General features: G+C 69.4%; 20 protein-coding genes. 7 read left to right on the forward strand and 13 right to left on the reverse strand.

Annotated features, from left to right (window positions below; all coding sequences use genetic code 11):
• Nucleotides 1–59 precede the first annotated feature (59 nt).
• Nucleotides 60–683: an alpha-ketoglutarate-dependent dioxygenase AlkB gene (locus ACIRON_RS30215; RefSeq protein ID WP_402998915.1), complete on the reverse strand. Its 624-nt coding sequence runs from the start codon at nucleotides 681–683 to the stop codon at nucleotides 60–62.
• A 119-nt stretch (nucleotides 684–802) separates the two neighbouring features.
• Between ACIRON_RS30215 and ACIRON_RS30220 the strand changes: the two genes are divergently transcribed.
• A complete protein-coding gene (locus ACIRON_RS30220; RefSeq protein ID WP_402998918.1) occupies nucleotides 803–1537 on the forward strand; it encodes a GntR family transcriptional regulator in 735 nt (244 codons plus the stop codon).
• Nucleotides 1538–1551: 14 nt separating this feature from the next.
• Here ACIRON_RS30220 and ACIRON_RS30225 read toward each other — a convergent pair whose 3' ends face one another.
• Nucleotides 1552–1902 carry a hypothetical protein gene (locus ACIRON_RS30225; protein ID WP_402998921.1) on the reverse strand — a complete coding sequence of 117 codons (351 nt, stop codon included), beginning with the start codon at nucleotides 1900–1902 and terminating at the stop codon, nucleotides 1552–1554.
• A 90-nt stretch (nucleotides 1903–1992) separates the two neighbouring features.
• Here ACIRON_RS30225 and ACIRON_RS30230 point away from each other — a divergent pair, with 90 nt between their 5' ends.
• Nucleotides 1993–2250, forward strand: coding sequence for a DUF4031 domain-containing protein (locus tag ACIRON_RS30230; RefSeq protein ID WP_091046148.1), 258 nt, complete (start codon nucleotides 1993–1995; stop codon nucleotides 2248–2250).
• A 335-nt stretch (nucleotides 2251–2585) separates the two neighbouring features.
• On the opposite strand, the gene ACIRON_RS30235 is transcribed toward ACIRON_RS30230, so the two are convergent.
• From ACIRON_RS30235 to ACIRON_RS30270, 8 genes are all read right to left on the reverse strand, one after another.
• Entirely contained in the window at nucleotides 2586–3830 is a 1245-nt protein-coding gene (locus ACIRON_RS30235; protein WP_402998925.1) for an MFS transporter, read from the reverse strand.
• Between the two features lie 40 nt (nucleotides 3831–3870).
• The gene (locus ACIRON_RS30240; RefSeq protein WP_402998928.1) at nucleotides 3871–4488 is read right to left on the reverse strand and encodes a hypothetical protein; all 618 of its coding nucleotides are present in this window, start codon (nucleotides 4486–4488) and stop codon (nucleotides 3871–3873) included.
• Nucleotides 4489–4499: 11 nt separating this feature from the next.
• Complete coding sequence (gene serA / locus ACIRON_RS30245) at nucleotides 4500–5702, reverse strand: phosphoglycerate dehydrogenase (protein ID WP_402998931.1); 1203 nt, start codon at nucleotides 5700–5702, stop codon at nucleotides 4500–4502.
• Between the two features lie 74 nt (nucleotides 5703–5776).
• A complete protein-coding gene (locus ACIRON_RS30250) occupies nucleotides 5777–6634 on the reverse strand; it encodes a peptidoglycan-binding protein (RefSeq protein WP_402998934.1) in 858 nt (285 codons plus the stop codon).
• A 123-nt stretch (nucleotides 6635–6757) separates the two neighbouring features.
• Complete coding sequence (locus ACIRON_RS30255; RefSeq protein ID WP_402998937.1) at nucleotides 6758–7414, reverse strand: exonuclease domain-containing protein; 657 nt, start codon at nucleotides 7412–7414, stop codon at nucleotides 6758–6760.
• Between the two features lie 57 nt (nucleotides 7415–7471).
• The gene (locus ACIRON_RS30260; protein ID WP_402998940.1) at nucleotides 7472–7891 is read right to left on the reverse strand and encodes a hypothetical protein; all 420 of its coding nucleotides are present in this window, start codon (nucleotides 7889–7891) and stop codon (nucleotides 7472–7474) included.
• Between the two features lie 27 nt (nucleotides 7892–7918).
• Complete coding sequence (locus ACIRON_RS30265) at nucleotides 7919–8215, reverse strand: DUF2087 domain-containing protein (RefSeq protein ID WP_091046158.1); 297 nt, start codon at nucleotides 8213–8215, stop codon at nucleotides 7919–7921.
• Entirely contained in the window at nucleotides 8212–9222 is a 1011-nt protein-coding gene (locus ACIRON_RS30270) for a TIGR01777 family oxidoreductase (RefSeq protein ID WP_402998943.1), read from the reverse strand. Before ACIRON_RS30270 ends, ACIRON_RS30265 begins: the two co-directional genes overlap by 4 nt.
• Before the next feature lie 92 nt (nucleotides 9223–9314).
• Here ACIRON_RS30270 and ACIRON_RS30275 point away from each other — a divergent pair, with 92 nt between their 5' ends.
• Nucleotides 9315–9929, forward strand: a complete 615-nt coding sequence (locus ACIRON_RS30275; protein WP_402998946.1) for a hypothetical protein — start codon at nucleotides 9315–9317, stop codon at nucleotides 9927–9929.
• Nucleotides 9926–10549 carry a TetR/AcrR family transcriptional regulator gene (locus ACIRON_RS30280; protein ID WP_402998949.1) on the forward strand — a complete coding sequence of 208 codons (624 nt, stop codon included), beginning with the start codon at nucleotides 9926–9928 and terminating at the stop codon, nucleotides 10547–10549. The genes ACIRON_RS30275 and ACIRON_RS30280 overlap by 4 nt, the downstream gene beginning before the upstream one ends.
• A 6-nt stretch (nucleotides 10550–10555) precedes the next feature.
• Here the strand turns inward: ACIRON_RS30280 and ACIRON_RS30285 are convergent, their stop codons facing one another.
• The 3 genes from ACIRON_RS30285 to ACIRON_RS30295 form a co-directional block, all read right to left on the reverse strand.
• Nucleotides 10556–11797, reverse strand: coding sequence for a DUF222 domain-containing protein (locus ACIRON_RS30285; RefSeq protein WP_402998952.1), 1242 nt, complete (start codon nucleotides 11795–11797; stop codon nucleotides 10556–10558).
• 398 nt (nucleotides 11798–12195) lie between these two features.
• A complete protein-coding gene (locus tag ACIRON_RS30290; RefSeq protein WP_402998955.1) occupies nucleotides 12196–13122 on the reverse strand; it encodes an aminoglycoside phosphotransferase family protein in 927 nt (308 codons plus the stop codon).
• A 36-nt stretch (nucleotides 13123–13158) separates the two neighbouring features.
• A complete protein-coding gene (locus ACIRON_RS30295; protein ID WP_402998958.1) occupies nucleotides 13159–13455 on the reverse strand; it encodes a DUF1905 domain-containing protein in 297 nt (98 codons plus the stop codon).
• 61 nt (nucleotides 13456–13516) lie between these two features.
• Here ACIRON_RS30295 and ACIRON_RS30300 point away from each other — a divergent pair, with 61 nt between their 5' ends.
• Genes ACIRON_RS30300 through ACIRON_RS30310 form a run of 3 tightly spaced genes read left to right on the forward strand, consistent with a single transcriptional unit; the run spans nucleotide 13517 to nucleotide 14919 of the window.
• Complete coding sequence (locus ACIRON_RS30300; protein WP_402998961.1) at nucleotides 13517–13978, forward strand: pyridoxamine 5'-phosphate oxidase family protein; 462 nt, start codon at nucleotides 13517–13519, stop codon at nucleotides 13976–13978.
• Nucleotides 13968–14618, forward strand: a complete 651-nt coding sequence (locus tag ACIRON_RS30305) for a hypothetical protein (protein ID WP_402998964.1) — start codon at nucleotides 13968–13970, stop codon at nucleotides 14616–14618. The genes ACIRON_RS30300 and ACIRON_RS30305 overlap by 11 nt, the downstream gene beginning before the upstream one ends.
• Before the next feature lie 43 nt (nucleotides 14619–14661).
• Entirely contained in the window at nucleotides 14662–14919 is a 258-nt protein-coding gene (locus ACIRON_RS30310; RefSeq protein WP_402998967.1) for a hypothetical protein, read from the forward strand.
• The last annotated feature ends 3 nt before the right edge of the window (nucleotides 14920–14922 follow it).

Here is a 14922-nt window from a genome sequence, read left to right on the forward strand (position 1 = left end):
GCGTCGGCTGTCGGTCCCATCCTTTCCTACCAGCGTACGGAACGCATCTGGGGGCCGCCTCAGAAGACGTTGCGGGGGCGGAACTGGACCGAGATCCGGGGGCCGGCTGAGGAGACCTTGGGGATGGCGTGCTCCCAGGTGCGCTGGCAGGAGCCGCCCATCACGACGAGGTCGCCGTGGCCCATCTCGATGCTCATGCCCTTGCCGCCTCGCCCTCCGTGGGGGCGGAGGGCGAGGCGGCGGGGGTCGCCGACGGAGACGATCGCGACCATCGTGTCGTCGGTGCGTCCCTTGCCGATCTTGTCGCCGTGCCAGGCGACCGAGTCGTGGCCGTTGCGGTAGTAGCAGCAGCCTGCGGTCACGAACGGCTCGCCCAGCTCGGGCAGGTAGTGGGCGGTGAGGCGGCCGCGGGCCTCGGCGAGACGGGGGTGGGGGAGCGGGTCGCCCTGCAGGTAGGTGTGCAGGAGCCTCGGCACGTCGACGATCCGGTCGTACATCTGCCGGCGCTCCTCGTGCCACGGGACGTCGTTGACCAGGGCCGCGAAGACGTCGTCGGGATCGGGCAGCCAGCCGCGGGCGATGTCCACCCAGGCTCCGCGGTCCAGATGGGTCCGCTCGTAGGCCGTCTCGGTGGTCTCGTCGTCTGTAGGGGCGAAGAGTGTTCCCTGGAAGTCCACCCTCATAGCGTACCTCGTGATCGAACACTTGTTCTAGTGAAATCCAGCCGTCTTATTTCGTTGCAGAAGATCTGCCTCATCTCGTTGCAATGTCACAACTTGACCAAATTCGGGACGTACGCGAGGTGTACACCTACGCTCTGGTCATGGTCCGGTCGGTCGAGGGTGAGCGGTCGCTCAAGCACGTCCAGATCAGGGAGTACGTCCGGGAGCTGGTCGTCGGCGAGAGCCCAGGCGCCTCTGCGCCCTCGGAGCGTGAGCTGGTCCAGAAGTTCAGCGTCGCCCGGGCCACCGTGCGGCAGGCGCTCGACGCGCTCGTCGCCGACGGTCTGCTGGTCCGGATCCCGGGGCGGGGCACCTTCGTCGCGCGCCCGCCGCGGGCGGCGAGCCCGGTGCTCGGGTTCAGCGAGGAGATGGCACGCCGGGGCATGCAGGCATCGTCGGAGACGCTGCTGCTCGGCCGGGAGAAGGCCGGACCCACCATCGCCCGCGCGCTGGGCATCAAGGAGGGTGCGGCCGTCGTCCACTGGCGACGGCTACGTCGTGGCGACGGGGTGCCGATCTGCATCGAGGACGTCTACCTAGACGAGGCGATCGTGCCCGGGATGCTCGAGCGCACCACGCCGACCAGCCTCTACGCCGAGCTGGCCACTCGCCACATGAGACCCTCGTGGGTCGACGACACCTTCCGCGCCGACGTGGCCAACATCGAGGAGGCCACCCTGCTCGGCCTCTCGGTCGGCGTCCCGGTGCTCCGCAGGCAGCGGAAGTCGGTCGCGGGGGACCGCTACGTCGAGGTGTGCCGCTCGGTCTACCGTGCCGACCGCTACGCGCTGCACCTGCAGCTCGGCCCATCCTGACGTTTCCGGGTCGGTCAGAGGGCACCGAGCGGCGCGACCACGTCGCCGCTCTCCTCGCAGACCCAGATCGGGTCCGGGCCTCCCAGGTCGGGAGTGATGTGGAGCGAGTGCACCGGCGACTCGGGCGGGCACGAGGTGCACACCGGCCAGCGCGCGGCGGCCTCGCCGTCGAAGAGCAGGTCCTGCACGTCCTGGGCGACCAGGCCGGCGACGTACGCCTTGCCCTCCGGCCACTGCTCCACCCACCAGCCGCGCTCGGTCATCGCGTCCTCGAGGGCGGAGACGGCGGCCGCACCGGCGAGTCCGCGGGCATCGAGGTCATGGAGCACCCTCGCCCGAGCCTCGAACAGCACTGTCGTGTTCATCACGAACCATTCTTGCCGACCGGTCAAGGCTGTGGGCTCACGCTGTGGCCTCAGGGTGGCGCCCGAGGATGGACGCGGTAAGAATGCCCCGTGATCCTCATCGACCCGCCGAACGTACCCAGTCGCGGCCGGATGTGGTCTCACCTCGCCAGCGACACCTCTTACGAGGAGCTGCACGCCTTCGCGAGTCGGCTGGGCATCCCGCCCCGAGGCTTCGACCGGGACCACTACGACGTGCCGGCCGAGGCCTACGACGACATGGTCGCGGCGGGTGCCGTCGAGGTCACCTCCCGGGTCCTGGTCTCCGCCCTCCTTGCCGCCGGCCTGCGCCGTCGCAAACCCCGATAGCCGAGGCGTCACCTACGTCGGTCGAGACGTCACGTACGTTGGCCGAGACGTCACCTACGTTGGCCGAGACGTCACGTACGTCGGCCGAGACGTCACGTACGTCGGCCGAGGTGGCGCCGCGGTGACGTCTCGGCCTGCGGGAGCGACCACTCGGCCGGCGGGAGCGACCACTCGGCCGGCGGGAGCGACCACTCGGCCGGCGGGAGCGACTACTCGGCCGGCGGGAGTGACTACTCGGCCTGCGGGAGTGACTACTCGGCCGGCGGGAGTGACTACTCGGCCTGCGGGAGTGACTACTCGGCCGGCGGGAGCGACTACTCGGCCGGCGGGAGCGACTACTCGGCCGGCGCGGGCGACTTCTCGCCCGGCGGGAGCGACGCCTCAGCCGGGGTGGACATCCGTCGGGTGGTGAGCCAGATGGCCGCCGCGATCAGCAGGCCGAGACCGCCGCCGAGGACGAAGCCGCCCTGCCAGCCGATCAGGTCGATGGCGAAGCCGGCGGTGGGGGCGCCGACGGCGCTGCCGAGCGTGATGGCCGAGCCGTGCCAGCCCATCACCTCGCCGCGTACGGTCGAGGGGACGCTGCTGGTGATCGCCTCGAGCGCGGCGGTCAGGGTCGGTGCGCAGAAGAAGCCGCTGAGCAGGAGCAGCACGGTGAACGAGATCGGGTCCCAGGCGAACGCGGTCAGCACCGTCGTCGCACCCAGCAGGACGAGCATCACCGCGGTCGAGGGGTGGCTGTTGAGGGCGCCGTAGATGAGCGCGCCGAGCAGCGAGCCGAGCGCCCACATCGCCATGACGAGCCCGAGCAGCGCGGTGCGGTCGAAGTCGCGCATCGCGGCCACGGTGCCGAGGTCCTCGGCGATGAGGATGAGCGAGGCGGTGAAGGTGCCGGCGAGCAGGAGTACGACGCCCGGGTTCACCCACGAGGGGAGTCCGAAGCGGCGCCTCGGTGTGCCGGAATCACTGGGGACGGCGTCGCTCGGGACCGTCGGCTCGCCCTCGGTGATCGTCGGGTTGAACAGCCACAGCACGACCGCCGCGGCGATGCCGAGCCACTGGATCAGCAGCAACGCCCAGGAGGTGCCGAAGTAGCTGGCGCCGAGGACGCCGATGACCGGACCGACCATGAATCCGAGCTCGGTCATGATCGCGTCGGCGCTGAGCGCGGCGGTGCGCTGCCCGGGCCCGACCGAGCGGAGCATCACCTGGCGCACGATCGAGAAGGACGGGACGGTGAGGAGCCCCGCGATGGCGACCAGTGCGAGCAGCGGCAGGTAGCCGACCCAGGGGGCGATCGACCAGGCGATGGGGAGAACGGCCAGCGGCAGCAGCAGCGTACGTCGCAGGCCGAGGCGGTCGAGGAGCCGACCGAGCCAGGGCGCGGAGATCGCCATCGCGATCGCGAGGACCGTCGAGACGAGCCCGGCCTCGGCGTAGGAGCGGTCCAGCGGGCCGACCACGTGAAGGGTCACGATGACTGCCGAGGCCGGCATCGGAATTCGCAGGAACAGACCCAGCACGAGGATGCGGCGTACGTCGGGAAGCCGCCACAGGTCGGCGTAGGTCTGGAAGCTCACCACGAGATTCTGTCACCGGTGGGCGGTGCTTCACGAATTGTTATTGATCAGGTGACAGGTATGTGGTCAGGGTCTCCATCTCGGCCGAGATGTTGGCCCGCGCGGCGGCCTCCCAGCTGATCCTGGCGAAGGGCGTCGAGAAGAGCGACTCCTTCTCCAGCAGCCGCTCCAGGACCTGGGCACGACCGGCGCGGAACTCCTCGTCGGACAGGTGCTGATACTCCTCGCGGACGGTCGCGGCGTACTCCGCATAGCGCTCCGTCGGCGCGGCCAGGATCGCCAGGTCGGCGTCGCAGAGCACCCGGCCGCTGCGGTCGTCGGGCGCAGGGTCGTGCGTCTCGGTGAGCCGCACCAGCCGGACCACCTCGGCGACCGCGTCGACATCCAGGTGGGCGGCCAGCGCGTCCTCGGCCCAGGTGGCCGAACGCTCCTCGGCGTCCCGCTCGCCGTCGTAGACGGAGTCGTGGAAGAACGCCGCCAGAGTGACCGTCAGCGGGTCGAAGCGCTCTCCCTCCGCCCGCAGCTCCTCGATCCGATCCAGCACCTCGGTGAGGTGCCGGCGGTCGTGATAGCGGCGGGTCGGGTCGTCGTACGCTGCCAGGACGTCACCGAGAAGGTCGGTCGCCGCTGGCAGCGGCCAATGTTGGGGGAGGTCCATGAGCCAGAACGCTAGCGTCTGGCGTGGTAGGCGCGCACCCACCTGGTGTGCGGGTTGGCCGTGATCTTCTCCAGCGTGGTCGCAGGTACGTCGGTCACGTCGGTGACCACGAAGCCGGTCTCGCCGGCGGTGGCGAGGTATTGGCCGGTCACGTTGACGCCCTCGGCGGCGAGCAGGGCGTTGAGCTCGGCGAGCACGCCCGGGACGCTGTCGTGCAGCAGCGCGAGGCGCGCACCCGCGGCCAGCGGCGGCGGCTGGACCGCGGGGAGGTTGACGCTCAGCGCGGTCGATCCGGAGACGACGAAGTCGCGCAGCTTGCCGGAGACGAACCAGCCGATCTCCTCCTGGGCCTCCTGCGTCGAGCCGCCGACGTGCGGGGTCAGGATGACGTTGTCGAGGCCCTGCAGCGGGCTCTCGAAGGCGTCGCCCTGGGCCTTGGGCTCGATCGGGAAGACGTCGAGCGCGGCGCCGGCGATGTGGCCGGACTCGATGTGCTTGCGCAGCGCGTCGTTGTCGACCAGGAAGCCGCGCGCGGCGTTGATGAACAGCGAGCGCGGCTTCATCTTCGCGAACTCCTCCTCGCCGAACATGCCCAGGTTGCCCGGGCGTCCGTCGATGTGGATGGAGACCACGTCGGCCTCGGCCAGGAGCGCGTCGAGGGACTTCATCCGGCGCGCGTTGCCGTGGGCCAGCCGGTCGGCGATGTCGTAGAAGATGACGTAGAACCCGAGCGCCTCGGCGACGTTGGACAGCTGGGTGCCGATGTTGCCGTAGCCGATGATGCCGAGCGTGCGGCCGCGGACCTCGTGGGAGCCCTTCGCGGACTTGTCCCAGACGCCGGCGTGCATCTTCTCGGTCTTCTCCGGCAGTCGTCGGGCCAGGGAGATGATGTAGCCGATGACCAGCTCGACGACCGAGCGGGTGTTGGAGTATGGGGCGTTGAAGACGGCCACGCCGCGCTCCGCGGCTCCGGCCAGGTCGACCTGGTTGGTGCCGATGCAGAAGCAGCCGATCGCCTTGAGGTCGGTGGCCGCGTCCAGCACCCGCGGGGTGATGTGGGTGTTGGATCGGATGCCGAGCAGCGTCACGCCCGGAAGGTCGGCCACCAGCTCGTCCTCGGAGAGGGACTTGCTGCGCAGCTCGACCTCGAAGCCGGCCTTCTCGAGGTTCTCGACAGCGACGGGATGGATGTTCTCCAGGAGCAGCGCCTTCATGGCTCAAGGGTAAGACTCCGGACGTACGCCTCCTCAATCCTGCCCGAGGGCCGGACGTCAGCTCACGGAGGTCCTCAGGACCAGTAGATGACGACCCCGTCGCCGATCTTGACCTGGTCGTAGAGCGAGGTGATGGCGGCGTAGTCGCGTACGTTCACGCAGCCGTGGGAGGCGCCGTTGTAGCCGTTGGCGGCGAAGTCGGGGGAGTAGTGGACGGCCTGACCGCCGGAGAAGAACATCGCGAACGGCATCGGGGTCTTGTAGATGGAGGAGACGTGGTCGCGGCTCTTGGCGAAGACCGAGAACCGACCCTCCCGGGTGGGCAGCTCCTGGGAACCGAACCGGACCTCGACGCTCGTCTGGACGGTGCCGTCGACGACCCAGCGCAGCACCGAGGTCGACTTGTCGATGCACATCACCCGGCCGGTCAGACAGCGCGGGTCGAGCTTGCCGGCGGGCACCGGCGGCGGCGCGTTGGTCAGCTCGGCCTCGGTCGGCTCGCGGGTCATCGCGTGCAGCCGGTCGAGCGTGGTCTGGTCCACGAAGCCGGTGACCGCGATGCCGCGCTTGGCCTGGAAACCGGAGACGGCCTCGGTGGTGACGTTGCCGTAGAACCCGGTCACGCCCGCGTTGAACCAGCCGATCTGCTTCAGGCGCGCCTGCAGGTCACGTACGTCGTCACCGCTGTCGCCCTTGCCGAAGAGTCGCGGGCCCGTGGTCGGAGACGGCTTCGGCTCGGGCTTCGGCTTCGCGCTGGGCGATGGTGTCGGCGTGGCGCTCGGCGACGCCGAGGGGCTGGCGGAGGAGGAGCCCGCGGCCGGTGTGGCGGTCGCCTCGGGCTCAGGCGCGGCGGCCGGTTCCACGGCACAGGCCGCGAACGTCGTTGCCAGGAGGGCGGCGAGCGCCCCGGCGATCATTCCCCGCATGACCATCTTCATCGCCTCGCTTCGGACCAGGGCCCTCGAGATTGAATCGGGCTGACGACATACTGATGTCCGAACCGGGTCCTCCGGTTGCATTTCTGCGGGAAATGTCCCGGATGGTGGGACGATCTCTCAGTGAAAGGGTCGCCGGACGCGGCTGAACCAGCGGCGCAGGGTCCGCTTCAGCCGCAGTCGCGAGGTGTTGCACTCCACCAGCGGCAGGGTGAGACCGACCCGGTCGGCGTCGGCCAGCTCACGCAGCAGGATCTCCGCGGCCACCCGGGTGTCGTCACCCGCGTCGTGGGCCTTCAGCTGCTCGACCGCGTAGTAGGCCGCGATGGTGGCCAGCGACTTGTCCGGCACCTCCAGCGCGAGCGCCTTCGCGAACCGCATCGTGCACAGCCACTCCAGGACCTCGAGGCGCACGCCGGCACGGTCCGACTCCACGGCCACGAACGTCCAGTCGAACGGGGCGTTGTGGGCCACGAAGACCCGGCCGGCGAGGCGCTGGGCGATCGTGGCGGCGACCTCGCGGAAGGCCGGGGCGTCGGCGAGGTCGGCACTGGTCAGGCCGTGGACCTCGACCGGGCCCGGGTCGACGCCGGCGCCGGGATTGACCAGCGTCTCCCATTCCGACTCGGCGGTGCCGTCGGCGGCGATCTGGCGGATCGCCACCTGGATCACGCGGTCGCGGTAGGGGTCGAGCCCGGTCGTCTCGACGTCCAGGACCGCGTAGCCCTGTCGATGGCGCCGGGCTTCGCTTCGGCCGCGTGAATCGGTGGTGGTCACAAGGCTGACCGTATCGGTGAGCACCGACAGTCCCGGCCGGTGTCCCCGCGGGCGGAGCTAGCCCGACACCACGCCCAGAGCCACGATGCCGACGATGAAGAGCAGCAGGACGGCCATCAGAAGGACGAGTCCGAGGACTCCTGGCTTGCGCTGCTTCTCGTGCCCGATCGCACCCTTGCTGAACCCGGTCAGCGGCGTGGCGTAGAAGACCGGAACGGTCTGGCCCTCGGCGACGTCGAAGCTCAGCGACGCCTTGCCGAACTTCCAGGTCCACTGGGCGTACATCTCGACGCTCCAGTGCCCCGGTGGCACGGGGAAGACGTTCCGGCCGTACTGCGTCGGCATCTGGTGACCGTTGAGCAGCACCGTCGGCACGATCATGTTCGAGGTCATGTGGCTGCCCTGGATGGTCAGGTCGATCCACCCCGCGGGCGGGTGTCCGGGCACTTGCTGGCCCGACTGTTCCGGCATCGTCATGCGGCGAATCATGCCCGATCCGCAGAGTCAGATGTCGACGCTCCCGCCGTCGCGCCAGTAGAAGCCGCCCTCGCGCATCATGAAGCCCTCCTCGTGGAGGTAGCGGCGCAGCGCGGCGACGTCCTCGTGGAACCGTCCGAGGATCTCGTTGACCTCGCGCTCGGGGTAGACCTTCCCGAGCTCGAAGGACTGCGCGAGCTCGTTGAGCACGACCAGCTTCTTGACGTGCTTGGACGGGATTGTCAGCAGCCGCCCGTCCTTGCCGAAGAACCGTCTCAGGGTCTCGGCGTCGTCGGGTCGGGGCTGCCAGGTCGCGCGGGTCATCCCTCCATCGTGGTCGACGCGGCTGGGCGATGCGACTGGTTTGTCCGGCCGGACCTCCGCCGCCGGGTGCGGGCGACGAGGTCGTGGGCGGCGGGCTCCCAGGTGGCGTACTCGAACTCGAAGCCCGCCTCCAGCAGCCGGCCCGGTACGACCCGGCGGCTCTTGAGGAGCAGTTCGGTGTCCGAGCGCATCGCCCAGGCGCCGATCTCCGCCATCCAAGCGGTCGCGGGCAGCCCGAACGGCATCCCCGCCTCGGTGCGCAGCGCACGCATCAGGTCGCGTTGGGGCAGTGGTCCGGGTGCTGCCGTGTTCACCGGCCCGGTGATGTCGTGGCGTTCGATGAGCAGGTCGCAGGCGCGTACGAAGTCCGCCTCGTGGATCCAGGAGACGAACTGCCTGCCTCCGGCGACCGGGCCACCGAGGCCGAGTCGGGCCATGGTGAGGAGTACATCGAGGACACCTCCCTGGTCAGGGCTCATCACCATCGCCGAGCGGAGCGCGACCTTGCGGGTGCCGGGGGTGTCCGCGGCGGCCTGCTCGGCCTCCCATCGCTTGGCGATCCGCGTCGAGAACTCCCAGTAGGCCGGTACGCCCGGCTCCTCGCCGCCGATGACGCCGGTGGCCTCGTCGTTGGGTGCGTCGAAGCGGTGGGCGTAGATCGTCGCGGTGCTCATCTGGAGCCAGACGGGCGGCGGGGCGGCCGCCCTCCTGATCGCCTCCCCGACCACGCGGGTCGACTCGACCCGCGAGTCCATCATCTGCTTCAGGTTGGCGTCGGTGTAGCGGCAGTTGACCGTCCGTCCCGCGAGGTTCACCACCACGTCCGCGCCGTCGATCTCGTCCGCCCAGGGGCCGACCGTCCGGCCGTCCCAGACGAGATGACGTACGCCGGGCTCCAGCTGCTCGGGACGGCGGGAGAGCACCACGACCTCATGGCCGCGCGCGCTCCAGGCACGCCGCAGGATGCCTCCGACCTGGCCGGTCCCTCCGGGGATCACGATCTTCATGCCAGCGACCATACGGCCTATTTGAGCGATCGCTCAAGCCATGCGCTACCTTTAATTTGAGCAATCGCTCAAATGGCTTGAAGGAGGCGTACGTGACTGGTGGTGTGTGTTCTCTGTTCTGGGCCTTTCTTCGGGGATGGCTGTTCGGAGTCGTGCTCGGGTTGGTGATGGGTGGCTCGGTCGGGATGCTGCTGGTCCCGGTGCTCGGCCCGGTCTTCGGCGGAGTGACCGGAGCCGTTATGGGGGCGATGACCGGGCTGCCCTTCGCGGTTCTGATGGCTCCGGTGTCGCTGTTTCCGCCCTCGTCGTTCGCTGACCGAGCCTGGCCGGCGATCGTTGCCGCGGGACTGTCGTTCGTGCTGTTCAGCGAGGTCATGTTCTCGGGGGCGAACCTGGATGTCGCGGAGGATCTCGTCATCTTCGTCGGCATGGCTGCCGCAGTCGGACTGATCGCGGGGATCTTCGGTCGCGCGATCACCCGACGCGCGCGGATCCGGGCGCTGCGTACGCCTGAGACCTTCGTCTACTTTGCGTTGGCGGGAACGCTGGTGTCGACTGCTCGACTCGTGACGCTGGAAGGATGGGTCGATGCCGGGCCGTGGATCGCCCTGCTGTGCGTGGTCGTAGGCTTCGTCGGCGGCGGCATACTCGGTCTCGTCCTGATCGGCTACAACCTGCTCGTCACCAAGGAGCCCGCCGCAGAATGAACCCCACCAAGGCCAAGCTGATGCTGGCGGTGACCGACCTGCTCAAGGAGGACGGGATCGCAGGACTCTCGGCGCGCGCGATCGCCGCTCGGGCGGAGGTCAACCAGGCGCTGGTCTTCTACCACTTCGGCACGGTCATGGACCTGGTCGACCAGGCGTGCCGCGCGGCGACGAACGAGGCGGCGGCGTCCTATCGGGACGAGCTCGTCGAGGTGACGTCGTTGGCGGAGCTGCTGGAGCTAGGGCGCAGCCTTCACGAGCGTGAGCGGGCCGCGGGCACCGTCACGCTGATGGCCCAGCTGATGGCCGGCGCCCAGCGGGACAAGACGTTGGCCGAGACGGCGCGCTATGCGATGGCGCGGTGGAACGAGGAGATCGAGGCGGCCGTCGCCCGTGCCCTGGAGGGGAGCCCGTTCGAGGGCGTGGTGGCCGTGTCCGGGCTGTCCCGGGCGATCAGCTCCGCGTTCGTCGGTCTGCTGCTCTACGACGGCGTCGACCGTCCCGGAGCCGAGTCGGCCTTCGAGTCCCTCGAGCAGCTCGGTGCGCTCGTCGAGGTGATCGAGGACCTCGGCCCTGCCGCCCGGCTCGTCCTTCGCTCTCGGCTCAAAGGCCGCGGCTAGAGCCATCTATGTGCGTCGAGTGAAGCGGATGTCGCCGTTGGGTAGGCGTTCGTGGAGGTAGTCGGCGTCGTGGGCGCGGTGGTGGTGATGGGAGCAGAGCAGGGCGGCGTTGTCGAGGTCGGTCGCGCCGCCTTGGGCCCATTCGATCCAGTGGTGGGCTTCGGCCCAGGTGCCGGGGATGTCGCAGCCTTCGGCCTCGCAGGTTGCTGATCTGAGCAGGAGGGCTCGGCGTTGGGCGGCGGTGAAGAAGCGTTCCTTGCGGCCGAGGTCGAGGACCTCGGAGTCGCTGCCGAGGACGGCGGGGATGATGTTGGCGGTGCAGGCCAGGCGCCTGGCTTCGGCGGCGGTGATCGGGGACCCGCCGATGATCTGGGCGATGCCGGCCTCGTTGCGGAGCTGGTCGATGTCGATGGTCACGATCACCGTGGTCGCATCCCCGCCGTGGATCGGGAGCCGACCCGGGTCGAGGGTCTCCAGCATCTGACAGAACGCGCGTCCCAGGCGACGGTCGTAGGGCAGATACTCACCGGTCTCGGCACGGGTGCCGTCCTCGCGCCGCGGTGACGCGAACGCTTCCAGGTTGGTCGCGAGACGGTCCGCGGCCGCATCCGGGATGACCGCGGTGATCCGGGTGGTGCCATCCCCGAGCCGCCGCATCGCCAGGCGGGTCTTCTTCCTCGCGTGGGCCTCCTCGGCCGCCAGCCGGCGAGTTTTTTCCGCCTCGGCGACCTCCGGGGCGATCACGTCGAGGATGCGACGGCCGAGGCGGCGGAGCTGGGTGGGGTCGAACCGGGTCGCGTAGGCGACCAGGGTCTCTTCGGCCTTGGTGCGGATCTCGGGGTCGAGCCCGGCGGGGAAGTCGTCGAGGGCGTTGACAATCACCTGGGCCTGCGCCGGGTTGCACGCCCCTGTGCGCATCGCGGCCGCGACCTGGTGGTAGGTCCGGTCGAGGGTCTCGGCGAGGCGGAGGTCGGCACGGAGGGTCTCCGGGCGTTGGTGGGTGTGCTGATGCAGCCAGGCCGCAACATCACGGGCAGCACTCTGGGCAGCGACGTCCTCGGCGGTGGCGAGCACCCGGAGCTCGAGCTCGGCCAGCTGCGCCTTGGCCCGCGCGATCTCAAGCAGCGTAGTGGCCTTCTGCTCGGTGGCCATGAACACCGGATTGGCATCCGCGACACCATCAAGGGCGCCGGTGATCGCGACCAGTGCCCCCAGTACGGGGTGTTGTGGTTGTTGCAGCGTGGTCATCGATTCGGTCACCTCCCGACGTACGAACTCAAGGGTTTCTGCCCGCGCAGAATCCCGGTTGGTTCGCTGGTCTCGGAGGCCCGGCAGTACGGGCTATTACTTACCCTCGCAGCTCAGCGTTCACGCCCCTGGTTCCCCTGGATTACCCCACCCCCGTTGTGTCTCGGGTGGAAGGGCACGCCTCTTGAAGAGGTGGTCGGCCATCACGTTTACGCCTGCGCCGAGCCTACCACACAAAGCAAAACCCAACCCAATCAGGGACAGATATCCCCAACCCAACCCCGACCGCTGCTGGAAGCCCGCAAGACAGCCAAATGGCACCCAACCCAGACACCCTGGTTCGAAATCTCCCAACCCAGACCACGTATTGGCCCCACCCACGCTGGAAGGCAAACCATTCAGCCCGCCACCGCAGCACGAGCCATCACAAGGCGGTCCGCGCAGCGTACGGGCATGGTCCGCCAGTAGTAGGGGAACGTCATCAGCGCGATGAAGAGCGCCCAGCCCCGAGCGCGGAGCCAGGTGGCGTCGTCGAGATCGAGGAGCGCGCGGAACGAGTCGCGGCCGGCGGCGTCGAGGAGCTCCCAGGCGCAGATCAGATCGACGGTCGGGTCGCCGACGGATAGGGCCCCGAAGTCGAGTACGGCGGTGAGACGGCCCTCGCGAGACAGCAGGTTCTCGGCGAGCAGGTCCCCGTGGACCCAGCGTGGCTCGGCGTCGGCCGGGGGCAGGGCCATCACCTGCTCCCAGACGGTCTCGACCGCGTCCAGGTCCAGGTCCAGGTCGAGCTCGGCGAGCTCGCGACACTCCTCGAGGCGGAACCGCACATCGGCGTCGAAGCCGGCGATCGGCTCGCCGCGGTACCAGCGCAGATCGGGATCCTCGAGCGCCTCCTGCGGCACCTCGGTACGCCGGAGCCCGGTCACGACCCCGGCCAGGTCCGCGGCGGTCACGTCACCGGCGCCCGGTCCCGGCTTCTCGCCCTCGAGCCAGCGCACCACGCTCCAGCGCTCGGGGTAGCCGAACCCCGGCTCGCCGACCGCCGTCACCTCCGGCGTCGCCACCGCGAGGTTGGCCGCGAACCCGGGCAGCCGGCGGGCTTCCTGCGTGATCGTGGCCGATCCGCCGGGCTGGCGGGGGAGGCGTACGAGATGCTCCTCGCCGAGCCGGAAGAGCCGGTTCGTCGACCCGGTCGAGTCCAGCGGGCGGAGGGGAAGCTCTGCGTACGCGGCGAGGTCCCGCCTCAGCAGGGACCGCACCAGGTCCTCGTCGATCATCAGCTCGTCGTCGTGCATCGCGGCGTTCATCGGGAGCGAGCCAACCATGTCGGCGCCCCGCGGCGCGCATGATTTTCGCGGGCGTCAGACGAGGGTGAGCGAGACGAGGGCGCGGTCGCCGACCTGGAGGTCCTCGCGGCGGCGTACGTCCTTCTTGATCGGCAGCGCATAGCCCTCCTGACCTGGGAAGACCGAGGTCCGCCAGATGGTCGTGCCGATCCGGGCCTCGACCTTCACCGAGCCGAAGCCGCGGGGCGGGCCGGTCGCGATCGACGCCTCGCGGATCTCCTCGGTGACCTCGGGTGGCGCGGTCACGAAGATCCAGGCGTCGAGCTCGTCCTTCCAGGGCCACAGCTCGGCCTCGAACTCCCAGGTCTCCATGCGTCCATCTTCCCCCGGAAAGCGCTGGGTCGCCTGCTCGGTCGCGGACTAGGGTGCGGCCATGGCTGACCCTCGCTCCCTCGCCCAGAGACTCTCCGACACCCGCACCCGTCTGGAGAGCGACGTCGACCTGTGGATCGCCTCCGCGCACGACGACCAGCCGTGGCTGGTGCCGATCTCGTTCGTGTGGTGGGAGGGCGAGATCTGGATCGCGAGCATGGGCGGAGCGCGCACCCAGCGCAACCTCACCGCCTCCCCGGTCGTACGTCTGGCCCTCGGCGAGCTGCGAGACGTCGTGATCGTCGACGGTCGCGCCGAGGTCGAGCCGATGGAGCGTACGCCGGCGAAGGTGCTCGAGATCTACGCGGCCAAGCAGGGTGGGGATCCGAGCAGCTGGGCCGACAGCCTGATCCGCATCCGGCCGACCAAGGTCCAGGCCTGGCGCGAGGAGAACGAGCTCGAGGGCCGCCACCTGATGCGCAACGGTCGCTGGCTGGACGAGGGTGGGTCCGATGGAAGCTGAGGTGCCGCTGACCGAGGACACGTTCCGGGCGCTCGCCCGATCGTCGCCGTGGCGCTTCTCAACTCTGCACTTCACCTGGCGAACGCGGGACGACGGCGACATCGAGTGCTGGTTGCGCAGACCTGGCTGGCTCCGCGTGCGCGACGCCGCCGGGGATCGAGTGGTCAGGGGCGAGGCTCCGGTGGATCCGCGGCCGGTCCTGCGGGCCGACGGTCTCGTGGAGAGCCGCCCGCGGGCCTACACCCACGACATCGACGACCCGATGTGGAACAACTACCTGTTCGTGTCGATGCTCGATCCCGAGGAGCTCTCCGCCGACGTCGCGCTGAGCGACCTGCGTTCGGAGGCCCGAGCGGGTCGGGAGACCTGGTGGGCGAGGGCGGTGCCCGGGGAGGAGTACGAGCCGCGGTGCGGTTGTTGTCCGCTGCTGTGGTCCTGGGTCTCCGACCGTGACGAGTACGGCGATGGCGACCCGGGTTGGGAGCCGTCCGCGGGGACGGTCTACCCCGAGGCGTACGACGTCGCGCTGGACGTGGCGACCGGGATCGTCGTGCAGCTGACCCCGGTCGGAGGCTCACGGCCCGATCTCGGCTTCGAGACCACGATCCATGAGGCAGAACTGTCGGTGGTCTCTGTTTAGGTGGGTGGTGAGGACGACATCCGATCCAGACGGAGGAGATGTCATGACCATCAGTACGACCATCGATGAGGAGATCGAGCGGCTCGAGGTGGAGCTCGGCGAGCGGCCTGCCTGTGAGTGCAGCTGCGGCAACCCGGACAGCGACGCGGAACCTTGTGGCGAGGTGGCGGCGTACGCCGTGACCGTGCTCTGTCCCGACGACCGGTGCACCCACACCTATCTGTTGTGCCGGGAGTGCCGGGACCTGTGGGTGCAGAACTGTCCACCCCCTCACCAGCTCCGCGTCGTTGCGCTCGGGTGAGGC

It is taken from the genome of Nocardioides sp. NPDC101246, from assembly GCF_044767415.1.
GTDB lineage: Bacteria > Actinomycetota > Actinomycetes > Propionibacteriales > Nocardioidaceae > Nocardioides.